This is a genomic window from Pseudomonas sp. Z1-12 (assembly GCF_051132015.1).
GTDB classification, from domain to species: Bacteria; Pseudomonadota; Gammaproteobacteria; order Pseudomonadales; family Pseudomonadaceae; genus Aquipseudomonas; species Aquipseudomonas zanjanensis.
In genome coordinates, this window is sequence record NZ_CP071647.1 from 4,334,573 (window position 1) to 4,361,470 (window position 26,898).

General features: G+C 60.3%; 21 protein-coding genes. 11 read left to right on the forward strand and 10 right to left on the reverse strand.

Features of this window, described 5'->3' with window-relative positions:
- Nucleotides 1-201 precede the first annotated feature (201 nt).
- Both J3P85_RS18385 and J3P85_RS18390 read right to left on the reverse strand, forming a co-directional pair.
- Nucleotides 202-1,338: a glycerate kinase gene (locus tag J3P85_RS18385; protein ID WP_434702860.1), complete on the reverse strand. Its 1,137-nt coding sequence runs from the start codon at nucleotides 1,336-1,338 to the stop codon at nucleotides 202-204.
- A gap of 306 nt (nucleotides 1,339-1,644) precedes the next feature.
- The gene (locus J3P85_RS18390; RefSeq protein ID WP_434702861.1) at nucleotides 1,645-2,769 is read right to left on the reverse strand and encodes a sugar diacid recognition domain-containing protein; all 1,125 of its coding nucleotides are present in this window, start codon (nucleotides 2,767-2,769) and stop codon (nucleotides 1,645-1,647) included.
- A 184-nt stretch (nucleotides 2,770-2,953) separates the two neighbouring features.
- On the opposite strand from J3P85_RS18390, the gene J3P85_RS18395 reads away from it, so the two are divergent.
- The 5 genes from J3P85_RS18395 (at nucleotide 2,954) to J3P85_RS18415 (ending at nucleotide 13,083) form a co-directional block, all read left to right on the forward strand.
- Nucleotides 2,954-4,264, forward strand: a complete 1,311-nt coding sequence (locus tag J3P85_RS18395) for an MFS transporter (protein ID WP_434702863.1) — start codon at nucleotides 2,954-2,956, stop codon at nucleotides 4,262-4,264.
- 196 nt (nucleotides 4,265-4,460) lie between these two features.
- Entirely contained in the window at nucleotides 4,461-5,474 is a 1,014-nt protein-coding gene (locus J3P85_RS18400) for an aldo/keto reductase (protein ID WP_434702864.1), read from the forward strand.
- A 153-nt stretch (nucleotides 5,475-5,627) separates the two neighbouring features.
- Nucleotides 5,628-6,512 carry an EamA family transporter RarD gene (rarD, locus tag J3P85_RS18405; protein WP_434702865.1) on the forward strand — a complete coding sequence of 295 codons (885 nt, stop codon included), beginning with the start codon at nucleotides 5,628-5,630 and terminating at the stop codon, nucleotides 6,510-6,512.
- Between the two features lie 109 nt (nucleotides 6,513-6,621).
- Nucleotides 6,622-10,101, forward strand: coding sequence for a hypothetical protein (locus J3P85_RS18410; protein ID WP_434702866.1), 3,480 nt, complete (start codon nucleotides 6,622-6,624; stop codon nucleotides 10,099-10,101).
- A gap of 78 nt (nucleotides 10,102-10,179) precedes the next feature.
- Nucleotides 10,180-13,083 (forward strand): hypothetical protein, encoded by a 2,904-nt coding sequence (locus tag J3P85_RS18415; protein WP_434702867.1) that lies wholly within the window; start codon nucleotides 10,180-10,182, stop codon nucleotides 13,081-13,083.
- Between the two features lie 77 nt (nucleotides 13,084-13,160).
- Here the strand turns inward: J3P85_RS18415 and hppD are convergent, their stop codons facing one another.
- Nucleotides 13,161-14,237 (reverse strand): 4-hydroxyphenylpyruvate dioxygenase, encoded by a 1,077-nt coding sequence (gene hppD, locus J3P85_RS18420; protein ID WP_434702869.1) that lies wholly within the window; start codon nucleotides 14,235-14,237, stop codon nucleotides 13,161-13,163.
- A 251-nt stretch (nucleotides 14,238-14,488) separates the two neighbouring features.
- A complete protein-coding gene (locus tag J3P85_RS18425) occupies nucleotides 14,489-15,433 on the reverse strand; it encodes a DMT family transporter (protein ID WP_434702871.1) in 945 nt (314 codons plus the stop codon).
- Nucleotides 15,434-15,655: 222 nt separating this feature from the next.
- Between J3P85_RS18425 and J3P85_RS18430 the strand changes: the two genes are divergently transcribed.
- The 3 genes from J3P85_RS18430 (at nucleotide 15,656) to J3P85_RS18440 (ending at nucleotide 18,929) form a co-directional block, all read left to right on the forward strand.
- A complete protein-coding gene (locus J3P85_RS18430) occupies nucleotides 15,656-16,519 on the forward strand; it encodes a LysR family transcriptional regulator (protein ID WP_434702873.1) in 864 nt (287 codons plus the stop codon).
- Between the two features lie 276 nt (nucleotides 16,520-16,795).
- A complete protein-coding gene (locus J3P85_RS18435; RefSeq protein ID WP_434706400.1) occupies nucleotides 16,796-18,340 on the forward strand; it encodes an EAL domain-containing protein in 1,545 nt (514 codons plus the stop codon).
- Between the two features lie 223 nt (nucleotides 18,341-18,563).
- Complete coding sequence (locus J3P85_RS18440; RefSeq protein ID WP_434702875.1) at nucleotides 18,564-18,929, forward strand: histone-like nucleoid-structuring protein, MvaT/MvaU family; 366 nt, start codon at nucleotides 18,564-18,566, stop codon at nucleotides 18,927-18,929.
- Nucleotides 18,930-19,029: 100 nt separating this feature from the next.
- On the opposite strand, the gene J3P85_RS18445 is transcribed toward J3P85_RS18440, so the two are convergent.
- On the reverse strand, nucleotides 19,030-19,557 hold the full coding sequence (locus J3P85_RS18445; protein ID WP_434702876.1) for a DUF4946 domain-containing protein: 528 nt from the start codon (nucleotides 19,555-19,557) through the stop codon (nucleotides 19,030-19,032).
- Between the two features lie 194 nt (nucleotides 19,558-19,751).
- Here J3P85_RS18445 and gloA point away from each other — a divergent pair, with 194 nt between their 5' ends.
- Nucleotides 19,752-20,273, forward strand: coding sequence for a lactoylglutathione lyase (gloA, locus tag J3P85_RS18450; protein WP_434702877.1), 522 nt, complete (start codon nucleotides 19,752-19,754; stop codon nucleotides 20,271-20,273).
- 416 nt (nucleotides 20,274-20,689) lie between these two features.
- Here the strand turns inward: gloA and ahpF are convergent, their stop codons facing one another.
- The 4 genes from ahpF to galU all read right to left on the reverse strand — a co-directional run bounded on the left by ahpF (nucleotide 20,690) and on the right by galU (nucleotide 25,723).
- Nucleotides 20,690-22,252 carry an alkyl hydroperoxide reductase subunit F gene (gene ahpF / locus J3P85_RS18455; RefSeq protein ID WP_434702878.1) on the reverse strand — a complete coding sequence of 521 codons (1,563 nt, stop codon included), beginning with the start codon at nucleotides 22,250-22,252 and terminating at the stop codon, nucleotides 20,690-20,692.
- A 125-nt stretch (nucleotides 22,253-22,377) separates the two neighbouring features.
- The gene (gene ahpC, locus J3P85_RS18460) at nucleotides 22,378-22,941 is read right to left on the reverse strand and encodes an alkyl hydroperoxide reductase subunit C (RefSeq protein ID WP_053122943.1); all 564 of its coding nucleotides are present in this window, start codon (nucleotides 22,939-22,941) and stop codon (nucleotides 22,378-22,380) included.
- A 229-nt stretch (nucleotides 22,942-23,170) separates the two neighbouring features.
- A complete protein-coding gene (gene gorA / locus J3P85_RS18465) occupies nucleotides 23,171-24,526 on the reverse strand; it encodes a glutathione-disulfide reductase (RefSeq protein ID WP_434702879.1) in 1,356 nt (451 codons plus the stop codon).
- A gap of 357 nt (nucleotides 24,527-24,883) precedes the next feature.
- On the reverse strand, nucleotides 24,884-25,723 hold the full coding sequence (gene galU / locus J3P85_RS18470) for a UTP--glucose-1-phosphate uridylyltransferase GalU (protein WP_003182953.1): 840 nt from the start codon (nucleotides 25,721-25,723) through the stop codon (nucleotides 24,884-24,886).
- A 234-nt stretch (nucleotides 25,724-25,957) separates the two neighbouring features.
- Here galU and J3P85_RS18475 point away from each other — a divergent pair, with 234 nt between their 5' ends.
- On the forward strand, nucleotides 25,958-26,170 hold the full coding sequence (locus tag J3P85_RS18475) for a hypothetical protein (RefSeq protein ID WP_060741669.1): 213 nt from the start codon (nucleotides 25,958-25,960) through the stop codon (nucleotides 26,168-26,170).
- Between the two features lie 118 nt (nucleotides 26,171-26,288).
- The gene (locus tag J3P85_RS18480) at nucleotides 26,289-26,570 is read left to right on the forward strand and encodes a hypothetical protein (RefSeq protein ID WP_186709309.1); all 282 of its coding nucleotides are present in this window, start codon (nucleotides 26,289-26,291) and stop codon (nucleotides 26,568-26,570) included.
- Between the two features lies 1 nt (nucleotide 26,571).
- Here J3P85_RS18480 and J3P85_RS18485 read toward each other — a convergent pair whose 3' ends face one another.
- Complete coding sequence (locus J3P85_RS18485) at nucleotides 26,572-26,802, reverse strand: hypothetical protein (RefSeq protein WP_186709307.1); 231 nt, start codon at nucleotides 26,800-26,802, stop codon at nucleotides 26,572-26,574.
- Nucleotides 26,803-26,898 lie beyond the last annotated feature (96 nt).

The following is a 26,898-nucleotide window of genomic DNA, read 5'->3' on the forward strand; positions in this document are numbered from 1 at the left end:
ATCTCAAATCACACACCGCGCCACCCTCGCAGCGCTTTTGTGGCGAGGGAGCTTGCTCCCGCTGGGGCGCGAAGCGGCCCTGAAACCATTCACTTCAATGCATCTGGTCGGCACTTCCATTTGGGGCCGCTTCGCAACCCAACGGGAGCAAGCTCCCTCGCCACAGGTTCACCCTACTCCTGGGCCAAGTGCCTATCGGGCTTACCGCGCCGCCACCCGCCAAAGCCGGGCGATGTCCCGGGCGCGCTCGCTCAGCAGGCGCGGGGCGTCGGTGCAGGCTTCTTGCAGGGTCATCGGCCCGCTGGCCAGGGCGAAGGCAGCATTGATGCCGTGTTCATACAGCGCCTGGTAGCCCTCCCCCAGCGTGCCGGCAATGACCACCACTGGTACGCCATGCTGGCGGGCGATGCGGGCCACGCCGAAAGGAGTTTTGCCGCGCAGGGTCTGGGCATCGAAACGGCCTTCGCCGGTAATCACCAGGTCGGCGCCGCTGACCGCTTCGGCCAGCCCGGTCAACTGGGCGACGACGTCCACCCCGGTACGAAACTGCGCCCCCAGGAACGCCTTGGCCGCGAAGCCCAGGCCACCGGCCGCGCCGCTGCCCGGCTCGTCGCGCACATCCTTGGTCAACGCCCGGGCGCACTGTTCGGCGAAATGCCCAAGAGCCCGGTCCAGCGCCTGCACTTGCTGGGCAGTGGCGCCCTTCTGCGGACCGAAAACCACAGACGCACCGTGGGGGCCGCACAGCGGGTTATCGACATCGGCGGCAATCTCGAAGCTGACCTGGGCCAGGCGCGGGTCGAGGTCGCTCAGGTCGATGCGCGACAAGTTCGCCAAGGCCAGGCCTCCGGGTGGAAGGGGTTGGCTTTGCTCATCCAGCAATGCCACGCCCAGGGCCTGCATCGCACCGGCACCGCCGTCGTTGGTGGCACTGCCGCCAATCGCCAGGATCACCCGCCCGGCGCCTGCATCGAGGGCCGCGCGAATCAGCTCGCCAGTGCCGTAGGTGCTGCTGGAACAGGCATCGCGTTGCCCCGGCGGCACCAATTGCAAACCACTGGCCTCGGCCATCTCGATGATTGCGGTGCGGCTCTCGGCCAACCAGCCCCAGCGCGCCTCGACGGCGACACCCAACGGACCGCGGACCCGGGTGCGGCGCCACTCACCGTGACAGGCCGCCAACACCGACTCCACCGTCCCCTCCCCGCCGTCCGCCATCGGGCATTTGATCAACTGCGCATCCGGCCAGACCTCGGCCAGCCCCTGGGCGATGGCATCGGCGACGCCCTGGGCGCTGAGGCTGTCCTTGAACGAGTCGGGGGCGATGATTATTTTCATATTATTCTCCGGTTCCGATGCACAGCATGCTGCCAGCTGACCGCAGCCGTGACGCCGGTCCGCCGCACAAAAGACACCGGGCATTATTGTTCAAAATTACAAAAAACGGTTTTCCAGGGAAATTCAGGTTGAAGCGGCCGGCCTCATCGCGAGCAGGCTCGCTCCCACATGGGCCTGCGTAAACTCAGGATCTGCATACAACACAGAACCACTGTGGGAGCGAGCTTGCTCGCGATGGCGGTGTCACATCCAACACCTGCGCAAGCTGACACACCACTATCGCGAGCAAGCTCGCTCCCACAGGTTCTACACCGGGGGGCTCTCGATCTGCGGCAACAGTTGCACCCCCAGATACAACGCCAGCATCCCGTCCAGCCGCAACGGGTCCACGCCGCTGAGTTCGGCGATGCGTTCCATGCGATAGCGCAGGCTGTTGCGGTGGATGCCCAGGGCGTCGGCGCAGGCCTGGCTCTGGCCGTCGTGTTCACACCAACTGCGCAAGGTGGCGAGCAACTGGCCGTTGCTGTCCTTGGCGATGACCTTGCGCAACGGGGTGAGCAATTCGTCCAGGGCATCGTCGCTGCGATGACGCCAGAGCAACACCGGCAGGCGATAACGGTTGAGCGCCAGCACGCGCGACTGCGGCAACACATCACGCCCGTAGGCCAGCAAGTCCGCTACCCGTCGATAGCAGCGTCGCAGGCCCGCCAACCCCTCGGCCTGACCGCCCACCGCAATCCGCAGAATGTTCCAGCCCAACCCATCGAGCTTGGCCAGCAGCCGCTCGTTCTCCACCGAAGCCGTGACCGGCCGGCACCAGAGCAAGGATGATTTGGACGAGGTCAGGCACCAACTGTCCGGGTAGCGCGACATCAGCCAGGCGCTCAAGGTCTCCACCGTCTGCCCGGGCCCATGCTCCAGGCCCAGTTCGAACAGGTACGGCACCCGCGACAACTGCGGCTTGAGACCCATTTGCCGGGCTTCGTCCAACAATCGCGGCGAATCCCCGGCGTCCCCCAGCAGCAACGCCAGCAAGTCATCGCAGCGCTGGCGACGCCATTGCTGCTCGGCCTGCTGGTTGCGCTGGCCGAGCAGCATCTCCGCGGTCATGCGCACCAGTTCGGCGTAGGTGCGCAATTGCGCCGGCTCGCCGGTGATGCCCAGGACGCCGATCAGCCGCTGGTCGAGCATCAGCGGCAGGTTGATGCCCGGCTGTACGCCCTTGAGGTGCACGGCGGTGTGCTCGTCGATCTCCACCACTCGCCCGTTGGCCAGGACCAGTTGCGCGCCCTCGTGACGGGTATTGATGCGCTCGCGTTCGCCGCTGCCCAGGATCAGGCCCTGGTTGTCCATGACATTGACGTTGTACGGCAGGATCGCCATCGCCCGGTCGACGATGTCCTGCGCCAGGTCGTGATCGAGTTCGAACATGGGCGGTGTTCCTTGCAGGCGGCGTGGATTGTTGTTCCAGGCATGGGTTTGGTCAGGCGCACAGGGTCTGTATTCAAACCCTGTGCTCCGGCACAAAGACACGGGACCTTGGGCTGGCCGAGACTCAAGGGGCGGTCAACGTTACCCCTTGGCTCGCAAAAATCATAATAAAGAGAGACCCGCCATGTCCCAGAGCGCAACAGCCCTCCTGGCTACCCCCGACAAAAAAAATACCGTCTACAAGCGCATTACCCTGCGCTTGATCCCGTTCATTTTCATCTGCTACCTGTTCAACTACCTGGACCGGGTCAACGTTGGCTTCGCCAAGTTGCAGATGCTCGACGCCCTGAAATTCAGCGAAACCGTGTACGGCCTCGGCGCCGGGATCTTCTTCATCGGCTACGTGCTGTGCGGCGTGCCGAGCAACCTGGCCCTGACCAAATTCGGCCCGCGGCGCTGGATCGCGCTGATGATGATCACCTGGGGAACCCTGTCGACCTGCCTGCTGTTCGTCACCACCCCTACCGAGTTCTATACCTTGCGGCTGTTGACCGGCGCCGCTGAAGCCGGGTTCTTCCCAGGTGTGGTGCTGTACCTCTCGCAATGGTTCCCGACGTTCCGTCGCGGCCGGATCATGGCGTTGTTCATGTCGGCCATTCCGGTGTCCGGCCTGCTGGGCAGCCCGTTTTCCGGATGGATCCTCAACCACTTCGCCGCGGGCCAGGGCGGCCTGGCGGGTTGGCAGTGGATGTTCCTGCTGCAAGGCGTCCCGACGGTGATCCTCGGGGCGCTGGCGTTCTTCCTGCTCAGCGACACTTTCGCCAAGGCCAAATGGCTGACAGACCAGGAACGCGCCGTGCTCACCGCCGATCACGCCGAAGACCTGGCCAACAAACCAAAGACCACCACCGACTCGCTGCTGGCGGTGTTCAAGAACCCGGCACTCTGGGCCTTCGGCCTGGTGTACTTCTGCATCCAGAGCGGCGTCTATGCCATCAACTTCTGGCTGCCGTCGATCATCAAGAGCCTGGGCTTCAGCGATAACCTGGTGATCGGCTGGCTGAGTGCAATCCCTTACCTGCTGGCGGCGGTGTTCATGTTGCTGGTGGGCCGCTCGGCGGACTTGCACAAGGAACGTCGCTGGCATTTGGTGGTGCCGATGCTGATGGGGGCCGTCGGGCTGCTGATCGCGGTCAACTTCGCCACCACCCCGGCCATCGCCATCATCGGCCTGTCCATCGCCACCATGGGCGCCCTCACCGGCCTGCCGATGTTCTGGCCGGTGCCTACCGCGATGCTCAGCGCCGGCGCGGCGGCCGGCGGGTTGGCGTTGATCAATTCCATGGGCCAGATGGCCGGCTTCCTCAGCCCGTACCTGGTGGGCTGGGTCAAGGACGCCACCGGCTCGACCGACGCGGCGCTGTACCTGCTGGCGGGCGTGATCGTCTGCGGCAGCCTGCTGGCGTTGCGCATGACCCGTACCTTGCGGGCCTGACACCCCTGTGCCCCCTGTGGGAGCGAGCTTGCTCGCGATGGCGGTGAATCAGTCGATACAGATGTTGGCTGACTTGACGCTATCGCGAGCAAGCTCGCTCCCACAGTTGATTGGTGAGGGGTTGAGAAATCGGTTGGATCCACGCGGCGGTTCTGGTATTTGATTGGACCTTTCCCATGGATAAAAGGATCTTGTCATGAGCTACCGCACGCTAGGCCATTCCGGGTTGCAAGTCTCGACGTTGACCCTGGGCACGATGATGTTCGGCGAACAGACCCGCACTGAGGATTCGCTGCGGATCATCGACAAGGCCTGGGACCAGGGCATCAATTTCATCGACACCGCGGACGTCTACACCAACGGTCGCTCCGAGGAAATCGTCGGCGAGGCAATCGCCAGTCGCCGCCAGGAGTGGGTGTTGGCCACCAAGGTCGGTTTCGGCCCGCCGGACGGCGTGCCCAACCGCAGCGGCCTGAGCCGCAAGCATCTGTTCAATGGTATCGAGGCCAGCCTGACGCGCCTGGGCACCGATTACCTGGACATCTATTACCTGCACCGCGAAGACCACAACACCCCGCTGCACGTGACTGTGTCGGCCATTGGCGACTTGATTCGCCAGGGCAAGATCCGCTACTGGGGCCTGTCGAACTACCGTGGCTGGCGCATCGCCGAAGTGATACGGATCGCCGACAGCCTGGGCATCGACCGGCCGGTGATCAGCCAACCGCTGTACAACATCGTCAACCGCCAGGCGGAAACCGAGCAGATCACCGCGGCCCAGAACTACGGCCTCGGCGTGGTGCCGTTCAGCCCCCTGGCCCGTGGCGTGCTCAGCGGCAAGTACGCGCCGGACGTGGCGCCGGACGCCAACAGCCGCGCCGGCCGCCAGGACAAACGCATCCTGGAAACCGAATGGCGGGTCGAATCCCTGCGCATTGCCCAGCAAATCCTGCAGTACACCCAGGGCCGAGGCGTGGGCATCGTCGAGTTCGCCATCGCCTGGGTGTTGAACAACAGCGCCGTGACCTCGGCCATCGTCGGACCGCGCACCGAGGAGCAATGGGATTCGTACATCAAGGCGCAATCGGTGAAGATCAGCGCGGAAGATGAAGCCTTCATCGATTCGCTGGTGACGCCGGGGCATGCTTCGACGCCGGGGTTCAATGATGTGAGCCATTTCGTGCCTGGGCGAGTGCCGCGTACGTCGTAACATGCACAGACTGTGGCGAGGGAGCTTGCTCCCGCTCGGCTGCGCAGCAGTCGCTCTTTTGGGGCCGCTACGCGACCCAGCGGGAGCAAGCTCCCTCGCCACGGGTAAACGGCTTTCCGTATCGTGCTGCAATTCCAATAACAAGAGGCATCCGTGTCCAAAGGCATCGCTCTATCGGTCTCGGCCTCTGTGCTGTTCGCCGTCATGTATTACTACACCTCGTTGCTCACGCCACTGACCGGCCTGGAGATTTTCGGTTGGCGGATGTTGTTGACGATGCCGTGCATGACCGCGTTCATGTTGATTTCCCGTGAATGGAAGCTCGTTTCGGATCTTGTTGCACGCTTGATCAGCACACCGCGCTTGCTGCTGGGCGCGATAGCGTCATCGGCCTTGATGGGCGCACAACTGTGGCTGTTCATGTGGGCGCCGCTCAACGGCTACAGCCTGGACGTATCGCTGGGGTACTTCCTGTTGCCGCTGTCGATGGTCCTGACCGGGCGGCTCGTCTATGGCGAGCGCCTTTCCTATCTGCAGAAAGTCGCGGTGTTCTTCGCCACCCTCGGCGTGTTCAACGAGTTGTACCAAGTGGGTGGTTTTTCCTGGGCAACCTTGCTGGTGGTGATCGGCTACCCGATCTATTTCATCCTGCGCAAACGCATCAAGACCGACAACCTCGGCGGGCTCTGGCTGGACATGACCCTGATGTTGCCCGTGGCACTGTGGTTCGTGCAAAGCGGCGAACAAGGTTTCGCCGTGTTCGATCACTACCCGCGGCTGACCTGGCTGATCCCATTGCTCGGCGTGATCAGCGCCAGCGCGCTGGTGTCCTACATCGTCGCCAGCCGGTTGCTGCCGTTCAGCCTGTTCGGCTTGTTGAGCTATGTGGAACCGGTGTTGCTGCTGGGGGTTGCGCTGCTGCTGGGGGAAAGCATCAAGGCCGAGGAATGGCTGACCTATATCCCCATTTGGATGGCCGTGGCAGTGCTGGTGTTCGAAGGCTTCAAGCACTTGGTGCGGCAGCGACGAAGAGCCTGATCGCATCGGGATACATTATCGAACCACACGCTAGATCCAGCTCCTTTATCATGCCCCGCACGAGCGCCAGGAGGCCGCTCGACAGACATCACGATAAAAGGAATTATCGATGCCAGAACGTCGCCAAGGTAAATCCGTGCGTCCGGGGACTGAGCGGATTGCCCCCGTCATAATCACCGATGTCGCTTCCTCTTCCAAGGATCACGACCCGCAGGCGGACAGAAACCCGCCTCCCCGGGAACGACTCGCAAGCTTGGACGAACGCCTGGGGCCGGTGAAAATTGGCGAGTTGACGATAAGTCGCGTCGAACTCTATCGAATGGGCGCAAAGCTCACCGACAGCCTGACCGGGACCGATTCGTCACTCTTGCTGCAACCGGACGGCGCGCTGATCGACGCCATCCGATTCGATCCACTGATGGTCGAGCATCACATCAAGTCCTCCCTCTCGGCCGGCGCCCCCGATGTCATTGTCGTGTTGTTCGAGCTGGCCTCCAATCGGTCACCCAGCACACCCGCCATTCTTGACGCTTCTGCGGGGCATGCCCCCAGCGCATCGATGAACAAAGTCAACAAACTGCTCAACGCGCTGCAAGCCATGCGAACCTTTGAAAGCTCGGCCATTGCGTCAGGCATGCCAACGTGGGTCGATAGGCTGAAAAGTCGCGGCATGCTGACCGCGGCGCTGGGCATGCAACTCTATGGCATCTACAGCGGCCTGGTGGGCATTCGTGACGGTCTGCGACAAAGCGACCTGACCGAAGTAGCGGTCAGCTCGGGAGAGATCGGCGCCGAGTTCACATCGATCCTGACCGAGCATGGGTTGTTGAAGACCGGTCAACAAATGCTGCGCCAAGGCGACCGCGTCCTCGTCGGTTTCAAGGCCACCACGGCGGGAAAATCACTCCTTCGTGGCGCCGGCCTGATGGCCAGCATCCTCACCCTCCCTTTCGATATTTACCACGCCATCAATGCCTTCGACGCCGCCGCAAAATCCAAGGGCAAAGAAGCCATGGACCACTACGTCGCCGCCGGCATGAACGTGGCAAGCGCAGGCCTTTCCGTCGCACTCGGGTCTGCGGCGCTGGCAGGATTTGGCTCCACTGGCGTGGCCGGATTGGTAGCGTGCGCGGTTCTGATCCTGGGCTCGCGGATCTACGCAGCCGCCCGCCAGGTCGATGACATCGACGACTACATCGAGTTGAGCGTCAATGAACGCTGGCGCTCGGGCTGGTTCGCCTTTACCGGGCAAGATCTCGATAGCGACGTCATGGAACGCTACCAGGTCGAGCGAACGCGCGTCGCCTATGCCAAGGCGCTGGAGGCGCAAGCCCGAAACCTGCTGCGCGGTGAGCTGGAACCCAGCGTCGAAGCGCTTTTCAATGGGCGTTTCCAGGTCGAGATGCAACCGACCCAACACTGGAAACTCCAATGGGCAGACGGCGAGCAACCTTACCGGGAGGTGAACACACCGCAGGTGGTGGAAGGTGACGATGTGATCGATGCCTCCAAAGGCCTCGATCGCGCGCCAGCCATGACTGTCGGTCTGCCCGGAAAAGACAAGGGTATCTATTGGCAATTGGGCGGCGGCAACGATCAAGTCCATGGCGTGCATGACCGACCTAACTACTTCAGTTTTTCGACCGGCAAGAAGAACCTGACGGGAGGCTACAAAAACGACGTATTCATGTTCCATGCGAGCGAGACGCTCAAGACGCCTATTGCCAACGCCACCAACGCACTGCATGGCGGAGCCGGAAGCGACACGCTGTCGATAAAAGGCGAGCTTCCAGACTTCAACGGCAGCCACGCGTACACCGGCCATGAAATCAGCCTGCCTGGCGGGCTTTCGTTGTTGAGATCCCACGAGGACACCAACCCCGTCCACTACGCAACGATCACCTCGATCGAAAACGTCGAGACACTCCCGCGCGGTTATAGCCGAGTCATCGGTAATCGACACGCCAACACCATCACGCTCAATGGCATGGAAGACAGCGCCACGGGGGGAGACGGCGATGATCTGTTTTACCTGATGGGTAACACCAGCCGGGTCGATGGCGGTCCCGGCAAGGATCGCTATTACATTGCGGTGAAGAGTGGCGAGGTACGCATTAGCGAAGATGGCAAGGAACCGAGCATCATTGAACTCGGGTATCCGATGGAAGGGATCAAGGACTGGTGGGTGCAGGACACTTCATTGAAGTTGACGTTGTCCGACGATGCAGAAACAGCTGACTCGCGTCGGGAAGTGTTCATTACCGGCGTCTACATCCAGCTTGAGAATCGCCGAATCCTGCGCAATGACGCTTTGTTATTCGTGACGCACGACGGTTTTACATTCAAGCCTGACCTGCCTGATGAGCTGGCAACCCCGGAAGACCAACCAATCGACGCAATCATCGTAAAGCAGGGCATGTCGCCACCGGCGCCGGTCATTTTTAATGGCGGGACCGGTGCCTCGCCGGATGTTCCCGCCGAGCGCTATTTCGTTCCAAGGGAATGCCACCATCCGGTGTTCATCATCCCGCAGCAACCGACCAAGCCGACCACCACCCTATTCCTGGATTATGACGACAGTGAACTCGAGAGCGTCCACGCTCAATATCATGTAGAAAACCGAACGATCAGCTATTGGTATTGGCTGACCTACCGGGACATGAACCTGGTGCTGACATTCACGGACGGTACCCGGATAACGCTCAAGCACTGGATCAAGCATGATCAGGGAGTGCCCTCCAACGTAGCGGGGATATTGATGTCCACGGGGGTGTCGCTTGTACGTCCCATCGTCCTGGTCCTTCGCGATGGCACTTCCTACCGGGTAGGTACTGGGCGGTTTTCCTATCACGACGATCACCGGAATCCGGGAAACCGAGAAATCGATTGCCGCCAGGCATTGCGCCGGCGCGCGGGTCGCTATGTCTTCAGCTCGCCGGTTGAGGAAGTCATACGGCTACCTGCCAGACCGCAGAGAATCAGCCTGCCTGAGCGTCAGCACACCAGCATCTACGTGCTGGAGGGCAACATGTCCACGTACGAAGTGCACCCCAGCCCCGGCGCGACGTTACGCCTTTGCACCGCCAGCATGACCGAGTCGTCGATCTGGAATGTGCACGCCGATACGTTTGACATAAACCTGGACCGCACGGACATCTTCATCGGAACGACCTGGATCCTGCTCGGCGATGTGCGGCTGTTGTTCGTGCCAGACGATCGCAAACCTCAGGAGATCGTGTATGTAAACCTGTCATCGGGCAGATATCAGCTCGACACCCGTTCGGACAAGGCGCGGTTGTTGCACCTGAACGCCCGGTTCCATGCCGATGTCGTCTCGGTGCTTGATGAAATCCAGGCCCATGAAGCCGACGACAGCCTGGCGACGACCTTCCTCGGTGTCGATGGCGTTCGTCTCATCGATGGCACACCCGGGGCAATGTTCTACGACACATTGGAGCAGCGCTGGGTCCTGGACCGCGACGACACACGGGAAGTGAACAGCGCGGATCTGGAAATCGACAACCTCGCGGCCCCTCACGATGACTTCGTCAAAACCGTCCATACAGACCACACCCAGCCTTTTCCATAGACCAGCATCGACGCGTCACAACCGCACGCCTCGGCACCGGATGGTCTGAACACCACGACACCTACCAAGGAAGAGTATATGTCTCCAAAAAAACCTCTGCGCCCAAAAGGAACCGACACGCCCACCACGGACCTGAGCACGATCAGAGTGCCCGCTATCCCCCTACCGACACGTCCTCCAGCGCCTGGCGCCAGCAGCACGTCGCATGCCCAGCCATCGGCGGCGGAGCCCAGCAGCTCCGCCGACCTCTCCGTCCCGGACAACCAGCCGTTATCCGTCGTGCTGGCGAACATTTCCAGCAGCACCGCGACAGCGGCGGATACGTCGCCACGTTCTCTGGCCCGATACGTCCGCAATCCACCCGAAGGATTGCCACCGGCTCAAGAAAATGGACTTCGGCTCAAGGGCAATGAGCAATATGTGGATCTGGATGACAGGAACGTCGCCAGGGTCACCTATGATCCAGCCTTGAAAGCCTACTACGCCTGGGATGACAATGAGCCGTCCGCGTCAGGACCTGCACTCTACAAGCCCGAAGGGTCGACATCCTGGCGCGAAAATGTCTTTTTTACCAAGCTACGCCTGTATCAACTGGACATGGACCAACGCGCGATTTTTGATCGCCGGAGCGAGGGATTGTCGAGCCAGTCCGTCAAAGCGCGTGACGCTGCCTTGGGTCCCACTTATCGAACCCAACAGAGTCGATTGAAGGATGACGCCAGCCTGTATTTTCAAAACGTCCAGTTAACCCCCCGCGCCCATGTTCCCCAAGGGTCGGGAATCAAGACGTTTCCCCACCTTCTCGAGACGATTTTGACCCATGCTCCGGGCGTGGTGATGACCGAACGGTTTTCTGGCACCGGCAGCAAGATGCTCTTGATCGACAACATGCCGGCGCTGGTCAAAAGCGGTGTGACAACGTTGTACCTGGATCGTTTGAGGCTCGACATCGACCAGGTCGGCCTCGATAGCTTCGCCGCGACCGGCGTGATGGACGGCAAACTGAAGCGTCGCCTGCAACACCTGGATCTCAATACCGACGCTGTTCCTCCGACCCCTTATACCTACGAGAATGTGCTCGTTGCGGCACGTGAGAATGGCCTGCGGGTCCAGGCGTTGGACTGTACCGCCCGCTATCAAGCGCAACTGTCCGGGGACGATCCCTCCAGGCGCTTGCTTGCCTATCACGCCACCCAAGTGATCAACGCCGACCGCCTCGCCCATCCGCAAGGTCAATGGATCGCGCTGGTAGGTGCCCCCTGGTATCGCAAAAGAAACATGGAGCTGGATTGGTTACTGCACCGTGGCACCACTTTCATTTACCCGGACACTCATAGCCTGGCGCAACTGCAAGGTGTCATGAGTGTCCACGTCGAGGATCTGGCCCACGGCCCAGACATGCAAGTCATCCAGGAGGCGTCACGTGCGGCCGCTGACCTGAACCTGAACGTTGGAGGCCAGGGGCTGAGGCCGTTTGAACTGCCTGCTCGATACCGGCGCGTCCTTACATCGGAGATACGCAGGACCGAACTCTCACCAGATCCCGACAGTGTTTTTGCAAGAATCCCGCACCGGCCCGGCCCGGACGCCGATGCTGCGCTGACGGAACGTTACCAGCGCGCCAGGGACACCATCAGTGCCAGCCACTACTTCTTTGAAGGCCAATCTGTGGGCCGCCCCAGGCCGGCTGTGCCGACATTGCCACGCCACAGCTCGCTTACAACGGTCCTGGAAAGTGTCTATCGTGCTTGCGATGGATTGGTCATGGGGGGAGCCTATAACGCAATCGGCGCCCGAAGGTTGCTGATGGAGAACATGCCGGTCCTGAAGGAGCAACAGGTCAAGACCTTGTATCTGGAAAACCTGATCACCGAATACGATCAATCTGGGCTCGATGCATTCGCGTCCAACGCAGAGATGTCCGACACGCTGCGAGCCAATCTTCGTCGCCAGGATGAACTCCAACACCAGGATCCGCAAAGTGCCCATTCCTTGGTGAGCCTTGTGAACGCGGCCCGGCAGAACGGCATCAGGGTGCAGGCGCTGGATACTTCGATCAGTTTTCGCGACGAGCTGAGGCGACATGCCCCTGAGCGCGCCAAGAACTTCAAGTACATCGCCCATACCGTCATAGAAGTCGACCAGCGCCAACGAGGCCCGCACAAATGGGTGGCACTCGTTGAGAGCGCCTACGCCAACACCGTTGCAAACGTCCCCGGCCTGGCGGAACTGCAAGGTGCCGTTGGGGTGCGTGTGGTCGATGCCGGCAGCCAACCCACACGCGTGATTCCCGATGAAGGTGAAATCATCTCCAGCCTCCTGCCCATCGCACAGCCCGCCGGTACTCGCAACCCATCCAGCGAAGCTTACCGGTATGTGAAATCGGACCTGCTGATCGAAATGAACACCGGTATTCACCCAGTACTGCGAGCACCCGTCAGCCCCGGAAAACTGCTGAACAGGCCTGACGAGTTCCTGATCGAAACAGAGGGCGAAGGCTTTCAACTGTACTTGGCGAAACACCGGCTGGGCGAGTTCGGCGTCTATCCTTTGCTCAGGTCCAATGGCCGGATTTCGATCAATATCACGGACGTCTCCCAATATCCCCACCGGCTACAGCAGGTAACGGGTGTGCAGTTCCAGAATATCGAGGCACTGATCTGGGCCCTCAAAGCTGCTGGCCTGAAGCAGATCAGCGGCACGACGACCCTTGCTCTGTCGCCACTGCGGCTAAGGGATACCTATCCACAGTTGAATCAGCCGGGAATGTACTTTCTCTCGGAAAGGCCGGAAGGGACGGCCATTTTCCATCGCTCCAGAGATAGCTCTGTAATAAGGACATTGATCAGCAAGGATGAGGCGGGAAAACTGTATATCGTTTATCCGAAATGGGACCTGACCCAGGCTCATCTGTTCGATAACCTGGCGGCCCTAAAGGCTCACTTGCGACGCAAAGGCTTGTTCGAGGTCCAGCACACCTGAACCCCTTCCAGCAGCCTGGCGCACGATAAAAAAACCGCCCGGCATCACGCCGGGCGGTTTTTTTGGACAGTCAGGACTCAGTCCGCCGTCAGCACGCCACGACGCACCTGGTCACGCTCGATCGACTCGAACAGCGCCTTGAAGTTGCCTTCGCCAAAACCATCGTCGCCCTTGCGCTGGATGAACTCGAAGAACACCGGCCCCATCAGGGTTTCCGAGAAGATCTGCAGCAGCAGGCGCTTATCACCTTGCTCGGAAGCACCGTCCAGCAAAATGCCCCGCGATTGCAGTTCATCCACCGGTTCGCCGTGGTTCGGCAAGCGGCCTTCGAGCATTTCGTAGTAAGTGTCCGGCGGCGCGGTCATGAAGCGCATGCCGATGCTTTTCAACTGGTCCCAGGTCTTGATCAGGTCATCGGTGAGGAAGGCCACGTGCTGGATGCCTTCGCCGTTGAACTGCATCAGGAACTCTTCGATCTGCCCGGCGCCCTTGGACGATTCTTCGTTCAACGGGATGCGGATCATGCCATCCGGCGCGGTCATGGCCTTGGAGGTCAGGCCGGTGTATTCGCCCTTGATGTCGAAGTAGCGGATCTCACGGAAGTTGAACAGTTTCTCGTAGAAACCGGCCCAGTAGGCCATGCGCCCGCGGTAAACGTTGTGGGTCAGGTGGTCGATGATCTTCAGGCCCGCCCCCACCGGGTTGCGATCAACGCCCTCGATGAACACGAAGTCGATGTCATAGATCGAGCTGCCTTCGCCAAAACGGTCGATCAGGTACAGCGGCGCGCCGCCGATGCCCTTGATGGCCGGCAGGTTCAGCTCCATCGGGCCGGTCTCGATGTGGATCGGCTGGGCGCCGAGTTCCAGGGCGCGCTTGTAGGCCTGCTGCGAATCCTTGACCCGGAACGCCATGCCGCACACCGACGGGCCGTGCTCGGCGGCGAAGTACGAAGCGACGCTGTGGGGTTCGTTGTTGAGGATCAGGTTGATCGCGCCCTGGCGATACAGGTGCACGTTCTTGGACCGGTGGGTGGCCACCTTGGTGAAGCCCATGATCTCGAAGATCGGCTCCAGGGTGTTGGGGGTCGGGGATGCGAACTCAATGAATTCGAAGCCCATCAGGCCCATGGGGTTTTCGTATAGATCTGCCATGTCGGCGCCTCATCATGCGGGTCAATTAACAAAAAAACGTTAGTTGCAGGCAATGCTGAGGGCACGGGGCGGCGCGCAGGAAATGCCACGAACGCTGCGGGCGAGGAAATCGCCGTAGATCAGTTGAAACCCAAGTATCTTCATTGTCGACCCAAGGCTCTTGCGGGCGAGGCTTCTGCTGCCAGAAGACGTTATTCTTATATGCGTAAATCGATTCTACACAGCGTAACCGAATTTGTCCGCCTCCTGTATCAAATCGCCTTTTCCTTCGACCGCGCAAGGGGTTTGTTGCACAGGAAGATGCCCGCCAGGATCACGCCCCCGCCGATACACATCAACGCCGTGAGCCGTTCGTCCAGCAACAGCGCGCCCAGCAGCACCGCCGTCAGCGGATTGAGCGCGATGAACACGCCGGAGCGGGTCGCGCCGATCCGACGAATGCCGTCGTACCAGGCGATATAAGCCAGGGCCGAGCCCAGCACGCCGAGGTACAACAGGCTCAGCCATTGCTCCACGTCCAGCCCGCCCAGGGCTTGGAGACGAATCTCCCCCGCCGCCGCGCTGGTCAGCCACAACATCAGCGTGCCCAACAGAATCGACCAGGTCACGGTCTGCAAGGGGCCGAGGCTTTCGTTGAGTGTTTTCGAAAACAGCGAATAGATCCCCCAGCCCAGCACACAGCCAAAAATCAGCAGGTCGCCAATCCAGGCCTGCGCCGCGCCTTGTAACAAGGACGGATCACGACTGACGATCACCAATCCCGCCCCGCCGATGCACAGCACGATGCCCGCCACTTTCAAGCGGCTCAGCCGTTCCTTGAACAGCCACCAGGACGCCAGCCCGATCACCGCCGGATTCAACGCCACGATCAGCGAAGCCCGTGATGCATTGATGTATTGCAACCCATAGAAGAAACACAGGTTATAGAAGAAGATCCCGAAGAACCCCAGCGCGGCCAGCTGCAGCCCTTGCTTCACACTGGGCCGGACCAGCGGAATCCCGGCCAAGGCGAGAAACACCAGCAGCGCGATGCTGGCCAGCAGGAAACGCAGGCTGGCGGCAAACATCGGTGCCAGGGCATCGGCAAGGATCCGGCCGGCCACAAAGGTTCCACCCCAGATCATGGTGACCATGGCGAGCTTCAGGTAGACCGGCAGGTCCGAGGGGGTTGGGACGGCTTGTTCGAGGGTTTTCATGGTTTCACCACATTGAAATGAGACGAATGACCTGTGGCGAGGGAGCTTGCTCCCGCTGGGCTGCGAAGCAGCCCTCTGATTCACCCGCAATGGGCCCGCTGCGCGGTCCAGCGGGAGCAAGCTCCCTCGCCACGGAAAAGCGCCTGGGCCACGGTTCCGTGGACGGTTGGGATGCCGTATTGTTCGGCTCATGTCCAATCATCGTAAAATGAGCAATCTCTCATGACCCTCACCCAACTCGAAATCTTCTCCCTGGTCGCCGAGCTGCGTGGTTTCACCGCTGCGGCCACGCGCTTGGGCATTGGTCAATCCGCGGTGTCCCACGCCATCAAATCCCTGGAACAAGAGCTGGGCGTGGAATTGCTCAGGCGGCATCAGTCGGTGGTGGAGCTCAGCGATATTGGCCAGCAATTGCTGCTGCGGGCCCGGGCCATGCTCGGGCTGGCGAACACCTTGCGCCAGGAAGCCGCCGATGCCCGGGGCATGCGCCGGGGCACGTTGCGCATCGGCTCGTTCGGGCCGACGTCATCGATGAAACTGCTGCCTGGGATTCTGCGGCGCTATCGAGCCTTGCATCCGGGGATCGAAGTGCACATCGATGAAGGGCCCGACAGGCAGGTGGTCCAATGGCTGGACGAACGGCGGATCGATGTCGGTTTCGTGGTGCTGCCCGAGGAGCGTTTCGATACGTACATGCTGATGGAAGATCAGATGGTCGCCCTGCTGCCCACCGCACACCCCCTCGCCGGCCAGGCCAGCCTAAGCCTCAAGGACCTGTGCAACGACCCCTTCGTGCTCACCGAGGCGGGATCGTCGGAGCTGGTCACGCGCCTGTTCAATGCCGCCCGGCTGACACCGAACGTGCGTTTGCGTTGCTCGCAATTGCTCAGCACCCTGGATGTCGTCAGGCGTGGCGAGGCGGTGAGCGTGGTGTCCGAAGGGTCGTTGCCAGATGCCGAGAACCCTGGTTACGTCACCAGGCCCTTGTCGCCCCGGGTGCCGCGCCAGATCGGCCTGGCGGTATTGGACAGCCGCCAGGCCTCGCCCGCCACCCTGGCGTTCATCGAACTGGCCCGGCAGTCATGAGCCCGGCACTGAACCTGTGGGGCTTGGTCGCGAAGGCGTCGTGTCAGGCGCTATTGATATCGACGGATGTACCGTCATCGCGAGCAAGCTCGCTCCCACAGGAGCTCTGCGGCGTTCATAAAACACCCTCGATCAAATGTGGGAGCGAGCTTGCTCGCGATGGCAGTGGGTCAGCTTGAATCAATTGCGGGCAAGGCAAGCACCCGACAGGCCATCTATCATGGTCGGCATTCAATGCTTCCCCCCTACCCCCTTTTTCATCAGGTCGTGCCGCCGATGCCCTTGACCACCACCCGCTCGCACACTCGGCCCCGCCGCTACCTGGTCACCCTGCTCTGCGGCCTGGTGCCGATACTGTCAGGGCTGGCTATTTTGTACATGCAGGCCGAACGGACGCTGGCGCAACACACCCGGCAGACCGCCGAGGAACTGGTCCGGCAGATCGAGCTGATGCTCGACAACACCGCCATGGCGGCCCGTGAATTGTTGCCCCTGGCCGGCCAGCCCTGCGAAGCGGTGAAGCTGGCCCTACGCGAACAAGTGACGCGCCGGCCATTTGTCCGCTCGACCAACCTGATCTGGGATAACAACCTTTATTGCAGCTCGCTGTTCGGCGCCTTCGAAGAGCGGGTCAATCCGAGCGATTATCATCAGGGCACGCTGTGGCTCATGGCCGGCAACCCGGTCACGCCGGATACCGCACTGCTGATCTACAGGCTCAATGAGGGTCGGCAAGGCGCCTTGGCCACACTTGACGGGTATCACTTGGCCAATGTCCTGCGCCTGATCGGCGGCCAGACCCGGCTGCGGCTGCAAATCGGGCCGAATTGGCTGGCGGCGGACGGCAAGGTCCGGCCAGCGCCCTTGCCCGGGCTGCCGGTGGCCCAGAGCGAGCTGGGCTCATCGCGCTACGCCTTTCATGTGGAAGCCGGATTCGAGGAGGGTGAAACCTGGCGCTACATGGCCCGGGAGTATCCGCCGCTGTTCAGCCTGTTGATCTTCTTTGGCGCTGTGGCGGGGACACTCGGACACTGGCTGCAAAAGCGCGCCTCGTCTCCCAGCCGTGAACTGCAACGGGCGCTGGAAGCCGGCGAGTTCGTGCCCTACCTGCAACCGGTCGTGCACAGCGACAGCAAACGCTGGGCCGGCGTCGAGGTGCTGATGCGCTGGAACCACCCCAAGGAAGGCCTGGTCCGTCCGGACCTGTTCATTCCCTTCGCCGAACACAGCGGCGTGATCGTGCCGATGACCCGTGCGCTGATGCAGCAAACCATGCGCCTGCTGGTGCCGCTCGCGCCACGACTCGAAGCGCCGTTTCACGTCGGCATCAACATCACCGCCCGCCACTGCCAGGATCTGGCGCTGGTGGACGATTGTCGCGAGTTTCTCGGCGCCTTCGCGCCGGGTGCGATAACCCTGGTGCTGGAGTTGACCGAACGCGAGCTGATCGAACCGACGCCCGTGACCCGGCAACTGTTCGACCTACTGCGAGAACTGGGGGTCAAGATCGCGCTCGACGATTTCGGCACCGGCCATTCCAGCCTGGCGTATTTGCGCCAGTTCAACGTGGATTTTCTAAAGATTGACCAGAGTTTTGTCGCGATGATCGGTGCCGACGCCCTGTCGCGTCACCTCCTCGATAGCATCATCGAACTGTCGGGCAAGTTGGACCTGGACATGGTGGCCGAGGGCGTCGAAACCGTCGAACAGAGCGACTACCTGAGCGTAAATGGGGTGAACTTTCTGCAGGGTTATCTATTTGGTCGTCCCATTAGCGGGCAGGCATTCGCTGAGGCGTTGACCGGCACTAATGGCAGTTAACTGCCGTCGATCTATTGACGACGACCTGCCCATTGATAAAACGTTTGCTGTTGTTACATAACGAAAAAGTTACGATTTACACTTTCCGGATTAACTACTACAATTTTTCTACCTGTGCCACATAACAGGAGAGAGTCATTAACACCGAGTCGCTTCAAGGCGCTTGGCTTATAGCTTTGTTTGCGGTTGGTATCAGCCAAATATTTTGATTGGAGTAATCATTTTGTCCAGACTCGCTGAATTTCGTGCAGCCGAAAAGGCCCTTCAAGAACAGCTCAAGCAGCTGGAATCACTGAAGAACGATGCCGGGCTCAAGAAGGAAATCGAATTCGAGGAAAAGCTCCAGGGACTGATGAAAGCCTACGGCAAGAACCTGCGCGACATCGTCGCGATCCTCGACCCGAACCCGTCCAAGGCAAGCCTGCAGTCGACCAAGCCTACCAAGACCCGTCGTGCGCGCGTGGTGAAGGTTTACCAGAACCCCCACACCGGTGAGTTGATCGAGACCAAGGGCGGCAATCACCGCGGCCTGAAAGCCTGGAAAGAACAATACGGTGCAGCGACTGTTGATTCCTGGTTGCGTGGTTGACAGTGCGTTGACAGCCCAGGCCAAAAAGCCCTGAATATTCAGGGCTTTTTTATGGACTAAACTTTAAGGTTAACCCCTTTGGGGTATTACGTTGGAGGCATCATAGTTTCAAACTGTTTCGCACCGACTGTATTTCATCCTCGCTTTCAACAAACGCCTGCGCCTGCCCGGCATAGGACAGCACATAAGCCTTGCCCTCATTTAGTGCCGCGACGAGTGCCTGAGACAATACATGTCGTCCGTTTTGCGTGATCGTGCAAGTGGTTTCCAATGCAGTTACGCCACCCAACATGGAAGCATGCACCTTAGTGCACACACTTTGATAACCGCCCTGGAAAAAATCCTTCTGGATTGATTTGCGCATTTCCAGCAACACGCCTTGCAAGTTGACTTGGTGATCGGGGGCGACCGGGGTCGTGGTCAGCTCCAAGACCATCACGGCATTGCCAGCCGGATCACGCTTGGTTGCCCGTTGGCGCAGGGTTCCCGGGGCTGCCGAGGACAACGCCTCTGCCGGCAGCGGTTCGACGACCCAGCCCTGGGGCCAGGTAATTTGCGGTTCGGACGCCTGGACGCCGCCGACGCTCACTAGCAGCAGGACAAACAGCGAAAGGAACGGTCGAATCATTGCATTGGCACTCAAGAACGAAGCGTGAAGTCTGAAGGCCGAGGCAGAACCAGGCAATAGCCACGCGCGGTTTGGCGGCACCGCGTCCCTTGCGTATCATGGGCGCACCTGCAAGGAAGCCGTTGACGCAAGCCCAGGAACCGTCGCGACCACGCTTGCGACGCCGTTTGCCCCACTTTTTTTCCGGAGGGCCCATGAGCCTGCACGAACTCGATACTTTCCCTGGCGTCACCGCCCAACCTGACGCCGCCACGGCCCAGTTCGTCTTCAACCACACCATGCTGCGGGTCAAGGACATCACCCAGTCCCTGGATTTCTACACCCGCGTGCTGGGTTTCTCGCTGGTGGAAAAGCGCGACTTCCCGGAAGCCGAATTCAGCCTGTATTTCCTGGCGTTGGTGGACAAGCACCAGATCCCGGCGGACGCGGCAGCGCGTACCGAATGGATGAAGTCGATCCCTGGCATCCTGGAACTGACCCACAACCACGGCACCGAAAGCGACCCGGCGTTCGCCTACCATAACGGCAACACCGACCCTCGCGGCTTCGGCCATATCTGCATCTCGGTACCGGACGTCGTCGCAGCCTGCGAGCGCTTCGAAGCACTGGGCTGCAACTTCCAGAAGCGCCTGAGCGACGGTCGCATGAAAAGCCTGGCCTTCATCAAGGACCCGGATGGCTACTGGGTCGAGATCATCCAGCCTGCGCCGTTGTAAATCCACAGCAGGATCACAAGTTCTACAACCACATCAGCCCCTTGTGGGAGCCAATGCTGTTCACTTGAGGCAATCGACAAACCTGTGGCGAGGGAGCTTGCTCCCGCTGGGTCGCGAAGCGGCCCCAAAACCTGCCAAGTGCGGCGTATCAGACACACCGCCCCCGCCGGTTTACGACTGCTTCGCAGCCGAGCGGGAGCAAGCTCCCTCGCCACAAGGTCATCATTTTTCTTAAGTGAACGGCATTACCTTGTGGGAGCGAGCTTGCTCGCGATAGCGGTCTGTCTGGCACATCAATATTGAATGGACTGCAGCTATCGCGAGCAAGCTCGCTCCCACAGGAGAATGCGTGATTCGAATAAAAAACCCCATGAGCCAATGGCTCATGGGGTTTTGTGTTTTCCGCTATCGGTTGTTCAGGCCGGCGCGGAGGTGCGGATCAGGTGATCGAAGGCACTCAGGGAAGCCTTGGCGCCCTCGCCCACGGCGATCACGATCTGCTTGTACGGTACGGTGGTCACGTCACCGGCGGCGAACACGCCAGGGATCGAGGTTTCACCTCGGGCATCGACGATGATCTCGCCACGGGGTGACAACTCAACGGTGCCCTTGAGCCAGTCAGTGTTGGGCAACAAGCCGATCTGCACGAAGATCCCCTCCAGCGCCACGTCGCGCACTTCACCGCTCGGACGATCCTTGTAGCGCAGGCCGTTGACCTTCTGCCCATCACCCGTCACTTCGGTGGTCTGGGCATTGGTGATCACCGTCACGTTCGGCAGGCTGTGCAGTTTGCGCTGCAACACCGCGTCGGCACGTAATTGCACATCGAACTCCAGCAAGGTGACGTGGGCGACGATACCGGCCAGGTCGATCGCCGCTTCGACGCCGGAATTACCACCGCCAATCACCGCCACGCGCTTGCCCTTGAACAGCGGGCCGTCGCAGTGCGGGCAGTACGCCACGCCCTTGTTGCGGTATTGCTGCTCGCCCGGCACGTTCATTTCGCGCCAGCGGGCACCGGTCGCCAGGATCACGGTCTTGGCCTTGAGGCTCGCACCGCTGGCGAACTTGATTTCATGCAGCCCGCCGTCCTTGCCCGGCACCAGGCCGTCGGCACGTTGCAGGTTCATGATGTCCACGTCGTACTGCTTGACGTGCTCTTCCAGGGCGACGGCCAGTTTTGGCCCTTCGGTTTCCTGGACCGAGATGAAGTTCTCGATGGCCATGGTGTCGAGCACCTGGCCACCGAAACGCTCGGCCGCCACACCGGTGCGAATGCCTTTGCGGGCCGCGTAGATCGCCGCCGAAGCGCCGGCCGGGCCACCGCCGACCACCAGCACATCAAAGGCGTCCTTGGCGCTGATTTTCTCGGCCTGGCGTTCGATACCACTGGTATCGATCTTGGCGAGAATCTCTTCCAGGCCCATGCGGCCCTGGCCAAAGTTCACGCCGTTCAGGTAAATGCTGGGCACAGCCATGATCTGGCGCTCATCGACTTCGGCCTGGAACAGCGCGCCGTCGATGGCGACGTGGCGAATGTTCGGGTTCAGCACCGCCATCAGGTTCAGCGCCTGGACCACGTCCGGGCAGTTCTGGCACGACAGCGAGAAATACGTCTCGAAGTTGAACTCGCCTTCAAGGGCGCGGATCTGTTCAATGACTTCGACACTGGCCTTCGACGGGTGGCCACCGACTTGCAGCAGGGCCAGCACCAGCGAAGTGAATTCATGCCCCATGGGAATACCGGCGAAACGCAGGCTGATATCGGCTCCGGGGCGGTTCAACGAAAACGAAGGCTTGCGCGCATCGGTGCCGTTGTCGAGCAAAGTAATCTGGTGGGAAAGACTGGCGACGTCTTGGAGTAACGCGAGCATTTCCTGGGATTTCGCACCGTCGTCGAGGGAGGCGACGATCTCGATCGGCTGGGTGACCCGTTCCAGGTATGACTTCAACTGAGCTTTAAGATTGGCGTCCAACATACGGGCGATTTCCATTTTTTTGAATTTCAGAAAAAACAACGCCCGAGCGAATCTCGCCCGGGCGTTTTGTGGGGCGAAGCGGCTTACTTGATTAAGAGCGGATCGCCCTCGGATGACTCACAGGTTTAGATCTTGCCGACCAGGTCCAGGGACGGAGCCAGGGTGGCCTCGCCTTCTTTCCACTTGGCTGGGCAGACTTCACCTGGGTGAGCGGCAACGTACTGAGCGGCCTTGATCTTGCGCAGCAGCTCGGAAGCGTCACGGCCTACACCGCCGTCGTTGATTTCAACGATCTTGATCTGGCCTTCCGGGTTGATCACGAAAGTACCGCGGTCAGCCAGGCCGACTTCTTCGATCAGCACGTCGAAGTTGCGGGAGATGACGTGGGTCGGGTCGCCGATCATGGTGTACTGGATCTTGCCGATGGCTGGCGAAGTGTTGTGCCAGGCCGCGTGGGCAAAGTGAGTGTCGGTGGAAACGCTGTAGATCTCGACGCCCAGTTTCTGGAACTCGGCGTAGTTATCGGCCAGGTCTTCCAGTTCGGTTGGGCAGACGAAGGTGAAGTCAGCCGGGTAGAAGAACACGACAGACCACTTGCCTTTCAGGTCGGCGTCCGAGACTTCGACGAAAGCGCCGTTTTTGAAAGCGGTGGCGTTGAACGGTTTAACTTGGCTGTTGATGATAGGCATCGATGTTTCTCCGTCAGGGGTTGAAAAGTTGATGGAGAGAATCTTACCCACTCATCTCCAGGCTGGCTCATTGGCAAACCTGATGTGAATGATTGGTTTTGGCTATCAGGAATCTATATAGATAGAAGAAATCTGTGGGAGGTGGGGAAGGCTGCGATCTTTGATCTTTCGCTTGGGACTCAAGTGTCGGTAGAAAGATCGCAGCTTCTATGCAGCGCATATAGCTGCGTCAGGCGGCGGGGGTACGCATCGTCACGAATTCTTCGGCGGCCGTTGGGTGCACGCCGATGGTTTCGTCGAAGTCGCGCTTGGTGGCGCCGGCCTTGAGGGCGATGGCCAAGCCTTGGACGATTTCCCCGGCATCCGGCCCGACCATGTGGCAGCCCAAGACTTTATCGGTGTTGGCATCGACGACCAGTTTCATCAAGGTGCGTTCCTGGCAGTCGGTGAGGGTCAGCTTCATCGGCCGGAAACGGCTTTCAAAAATCTGTACCTCATGCCCCTCCTCCCGGGCCTGCTCTTCGGTCAGGCCTACCGTGCCGATGTTCGGCAGGCTGAACACGGCGGTGGGGATCATCCGGTAATCCACCAGTCGATACTGCTCGGGCTTGAACAGCCGCCGCGCCACCGCCATACCTTCGGCCAGGGCCACCGGGGTGAGCTGGACACGGCCGATCACGTCGCCAATGGCCAGGATCGACGGTTCGGTGGTCTCGTACTTTTCGTTGACCTGCACGAAGCCTTTTTCGTCCAGCTTGACGCCCGTGTTTTCCAACCCAAGGTTGTCCAGCATCGGCCGTCGGCCCGTGGCGTAGAACACACAATCGGTCGCCAGCGTGCGACCGTCCTTGAGCGTCACCTTGAGGCTGCCGTCGGCTTCTTTATCGATGCGCTGGATGTCGGCGTTGAATTGCAGATCCAGGCCACGACGTTGCAGCTCTTCAGCCAGATGCTTGCGCACGGCGCCGTCGAAGCCACGCAGGAACAAGTCGCCGCGATAGAGCAAGGACGTCTGCGCGCCCATGCCATGGAAAATTCCGGCGAATTCAACGGCAATGTAGCCGCCGCCCACCACCAGCATGCGCTTGGGCAACGTCTTGAGGAAAAACGCCTCGTTGGAACTGATGGCATGCTCGCGACCTGGAATGTCAGGGATTACCGGCCAGCCACCCGTGGCGATCATGATGTGTTCGGCGGTGTGGCGCTGGCCATTGATCTCGACCTCGTGGGGCCCGGTCAGCCTGGCATGCCCTTCGTGCAGCTCGACGCCGCTGTTGACCAACAGGTTGCGGTAGATACCGTTGAGGCGATTGATCTCGCGATCCTTGTTGGCGATCAACGTGGCCCAGTCGAAACTCGCCTTGCCCGCCGTCCAGCCATAGGCCGATGCCTGCTCGAAGTCCTCGGCGTAATGCGCGCCGTAGACCAGCAGCTTTTTCGGCACGCAGCCCACGTTCACGCAGGTCCCGCCCAGGTAGCGGCTTTCCGCCACGGCCACCTTGGCCCCGAAACCGGCGGCGAACCGCGCAGCCCGCACGCCACCGGAACCGGCGCCAATCACATACAAGTCAAAATCGTAGGCCATCTTCTATCTCCTTCGGCAGGTCACCAGCATACCTGCTGTTTTCGCCAGAGGCAGCGTTGCGATGGTTATGGGGGCGGAAAATGGAAAAGCCAGTTGGGTTGGATCGAATGGGCAACCTAAGCGCAATTTCTGTGGGAGCGAGCTTGCTCGCGATAGCGTCGGCACATTCAGCACCGATGCAAGCTGACCCACCGCCATCGCGAGCAAGCTCGCTCCCACAGTAGTTTTGGGTGGTCTCAGGATTTTCATACCTCACAGGGTTTTATTTGTGGGATTGAGGCGTTGCGAGATTTTTCCCCAAGCAAAAAAAACGCCCCGAACCAGTCGGGGCGTTTTTTCAAGGCGTGACGCAGGCTATCAGTAAGCCTTGCCCGTCTTGTAGAAGTTCTCGAAGCAGAAGTTGGTCGCGTCGATGTAGCCTTCGGCGCCACCGCAGTCGAAACGCTTGCCCTTGAACTTGTAGGCCATGACGCAGCCGTTCTGGGCCTGCTTCATCAGGGCGTCGGTGATCTGGATTTCGCCGCCCTTGCCTGGCTCGGTCTGTTCGATCAGGTCGAAGATGTCCGGGGTCAGGATGTAGCGACCGATGATCGCCAGGTTCGACGGCGCGTCTTCAGGCTTTGGTTTTTCAACCATGCTGTGGACGCGGTAGATGTCGTCGCGGATCATTTCGCCGGCGATCACGCCGTACTTGTTGGTTTCCTGCGGATCGACTTCCTGGATCGCCACGATGGAGCAGCGGAACTGCTTGTACAGCTTGACCATCTGGGTCAGGACGCCGTCGCCTTCGAGGTTGACGCACAGGTCGTCCGCCAGGACCACGGCGAACGGTTCGTCACCGATCAGTGGGCGACCGGTCAGGATCGCGTGGCCCAGGCCTTTCATTTCGGTCTGGCGGGTGTAGGAGAACGAGCACTCATCCAGCAATTTGCGGATGCCGACCAGGTACTTTTCCTTGTCGGTGCCTTTGATCTGGTTTTCCAGCTCGTAGCTGATGTCGAAATGGTCTTCCAGGGCGCGCTTGCCACGGCCAGTCACGATGGAGATTTCAGTCAGACCCGCATCAAGGGCTTCTTCGACGCCGTACTGGATCAGTGGCTTGTTCACCACCGGCAGCATTTCTTTGGGCATGGCTTTAGTCGCTGGCAGGAAGCGAGTACCGTAACCGGCTGCTGGGAACAAGCATTTCTTGATCATATAAGTCCTTGAAAAGGCGGTGTGTACGAGTTTCGGCGCAGTCTAATCAGGCGACGGGCACCTTACAATGCCCGCACTGGCCAACCGGTGCCATCATAGAGAAATAAAAAACGGCGGATAGTTCAATCGCCTTTCGTTTCGATGGCTGCAGCGGTCCACTGTACGCCAGTGAGCGCTGTTTGCGAGCATTTGACGTATCATGGCGGCCTTGATCACGCCAACTGAGGCAGCTAGATGTCGGCAAGAAACGCAAACGGTTATTCGGTCAGCCAGGGCAAGGACGGCCAGTGGTGGATTATCAACTACCACGGCGAGCAGGTCGCCGGTCCCTTGCCCAGCAAGGCCATGGCAGTGGAAGTGGCTGCGGTATTCCAGGACGAACGCGCGGCTCCAGCGACGAAAGAACGCGAAAGCGCCCCTGCACGTAGCCCCCGCCGCAAGAAATAAATAAACGGGCGAGCCTCGTTCAATGCCGCCCGGTGATTGAACGAGGCTTGTTTAGCTGTACCGCAATGGCCATTCGCTATAACCTCGCCAGTGCCCTTCCCTCCTCGATGACGATCCCATGAAAACACTTCTGGCGCTGTTTACAGTCCTGGCCCTGGCGGGCTGTGCCTCAGCCGAAAAAACCTATCTCGATAATGGTGAGCAAGGCTTGGCGATCGACTGTTCGGGTGAGGCCAATTCCTGGGCGACTTGCTATGAAAAGGCCGATGCGTCCTGTGCCGGCACCGGCTACCGCATCGTCGGCACCGACGGCACGCCCCAGGCCAAGGACAGCGAGAAGACCCTGGGCGTCGACGTCGGCAACTTCAGCAGCCGCAGTGTCGTGGTGGTCTGCAAATAAGTTAGATGTGTATTTCGGCGAACTTGATGCCCAGCCCACGTATGGTCTCGACCAGGTCATCGAGCTGGCTGAAGGACTCGACTTCGTCCTGCTCATCCACCAGGAAAAAACTGCGCCCGGCGCTTTTCTTGAAGAACACGATCCATTCGCCCGGGCTCGCCGGGTTCTGGATCACGTGGGTAGCAAAGATAAGGCCTTCTGCATGGCGCTCGCGCACCTGCTCGCGTTTCATCGAGTGACTCCATGAATGACAATGCCGCCAACGTTGACCGTGGCGGCATTTTTTGTCGAGGGACAGCAGTTTATCCGATGGCCGGTCCGCTCGTCA

Excerpts from the sequence above, each read along its gene's own strand:
- J3P85_RS18385 (WP_434702860.1), bottom strand. The coding sequence starts at position 1,338 with ATGAAAATAATCATCGCCCCCGACTCGTTCAAGGACAGCCTCAGCGCC.
- J3P85_RS18390 (WP_434702861.1), bottom strand. The coding sequence starts at position 2,769 with ATGTTCGAACTCGATCACGACCTGGCGCAGGACATCGTCGACCGGGCG.
- J3P85_RS18395 (WP_434702863.1), top strand. The coding sequence starts at position 2,954 with ATGTCCCAGAGCGCAACAGCCCTCCTGGCTACCCCCGACAAAAAAAAT.
- J3P85_RS18400 (WP_434702864.1), top strand. The coding sequence starts at position 4,461 with ATGAGCTACCGCACGCTAGGCCATTCCGGGTTGCAAGTCTCGACGTTG.
- J3P85_RS18410 (WP_434702866.1), top strand. The coding sequence starts at position 6,622 with ATGCCAGAACGTCGCCAAGGTAAATCCGTGCGTCCGGGGACTGAGCGG.
- J3P85_RS18415 (WP_434702867.1), top strand. The coding sequence starts at position 10,180 with ATGTCTCCAAAAAAACCTCTGCGCCCAAAAGGAACCGACACGCCCACC.
- hppD (WP_434702869.1), bottom strand. The coding sequence starts at position 14,237 with ATGGCAGATCTATACGAAAACCCCATGGGCCTGATGGGCTTCGAATTC.
- J3P85_RS18425 (WP_434702871.1), bottom strand. The coding sequence starts at position 15,433 with ATGAAAACCCTCGAACAAGCCGTCCCAACCCCCTCGGACCTGCCGGTC.
- J3P85_RS18430 (WP_434702873.1), top strand. The coding sequence starts at position 15,656 with ATGACCCTCACCCAACTCGAAATCTTCTCCCTGGTCGCCGAGCTGCGT.
- J3P85_RS18435 (WP_434706400.1), top strand. The coding sequence starts at position 16,796 with ATGCCCTTGACCACCACCCGCTCGCACACTCGGCCCCGCCGCTACCTG.
- J3P85_RS18445 (WP_434702876.1), bottom strand. The coding sequence starts at position 19,557 with ATGATTCGACCGTTCCTTTCGCTGTTTGTCCTGCTGCTAGTGAGCGTC.
- gloA (WP_434702877.1), top strand. The coding sequence starts at position 19,752 with ATGAGCCTGCACGAACTCGATACTTTCCCTGGCGTCACCGCCCAACCT.
- ahpF (WP_434702878.1), bottom strand. The coding sequence starts at position 22,252 with ATGTTGGACGCCAATCTTAAAGCTCAGTTGAAGTCATACCTGGAACGG.
- ahpC (WP_053122943.1), bottom strand. The coding sequence starts at position 22,941 with ATGCCTATCATCAACAGCCAAGTTAAACCGTTCAACGCCACCGCTTTC.
- gorA (WP_434702879.1), bottom strand. The coding sequence starts at position 24,526 with ATGGCCTACGATTTTGACTTGTATGTGATTGGCGCCGGTTCCGGTGGC.
- galU (WP_003182953.1), bottom strand. The coding sequence starts at position 25,723 with ATGATCAAGAAATGCTTGTTCCCAGCAGCCGGTTACGGTACTCGCTTC.
- J3P85_RS18475 (WP_060741669.1), top strand. The coding sequence starts at position 25,958 with ATGTCGGCAAGAAACGCAAACGGTTATTCGGTCAGCCAGGGCAAGGAC.
- J3P85_RS18480 (WP_186709309.1), top strand. The coding sequence starts at position 26,289 with ATGAAAACACTTCTGGCGCTGTTTACAGTCCTGGCCCTGGCGGGCTGT.
- J3P85_RS18485 (WP_186709307.1), bottom strand. The coding sequence starts at position 26,802 with ATGAAACGCGAGCAGGTGCGCGAGCGCCATGCAGAAGGCCTTATCTTT.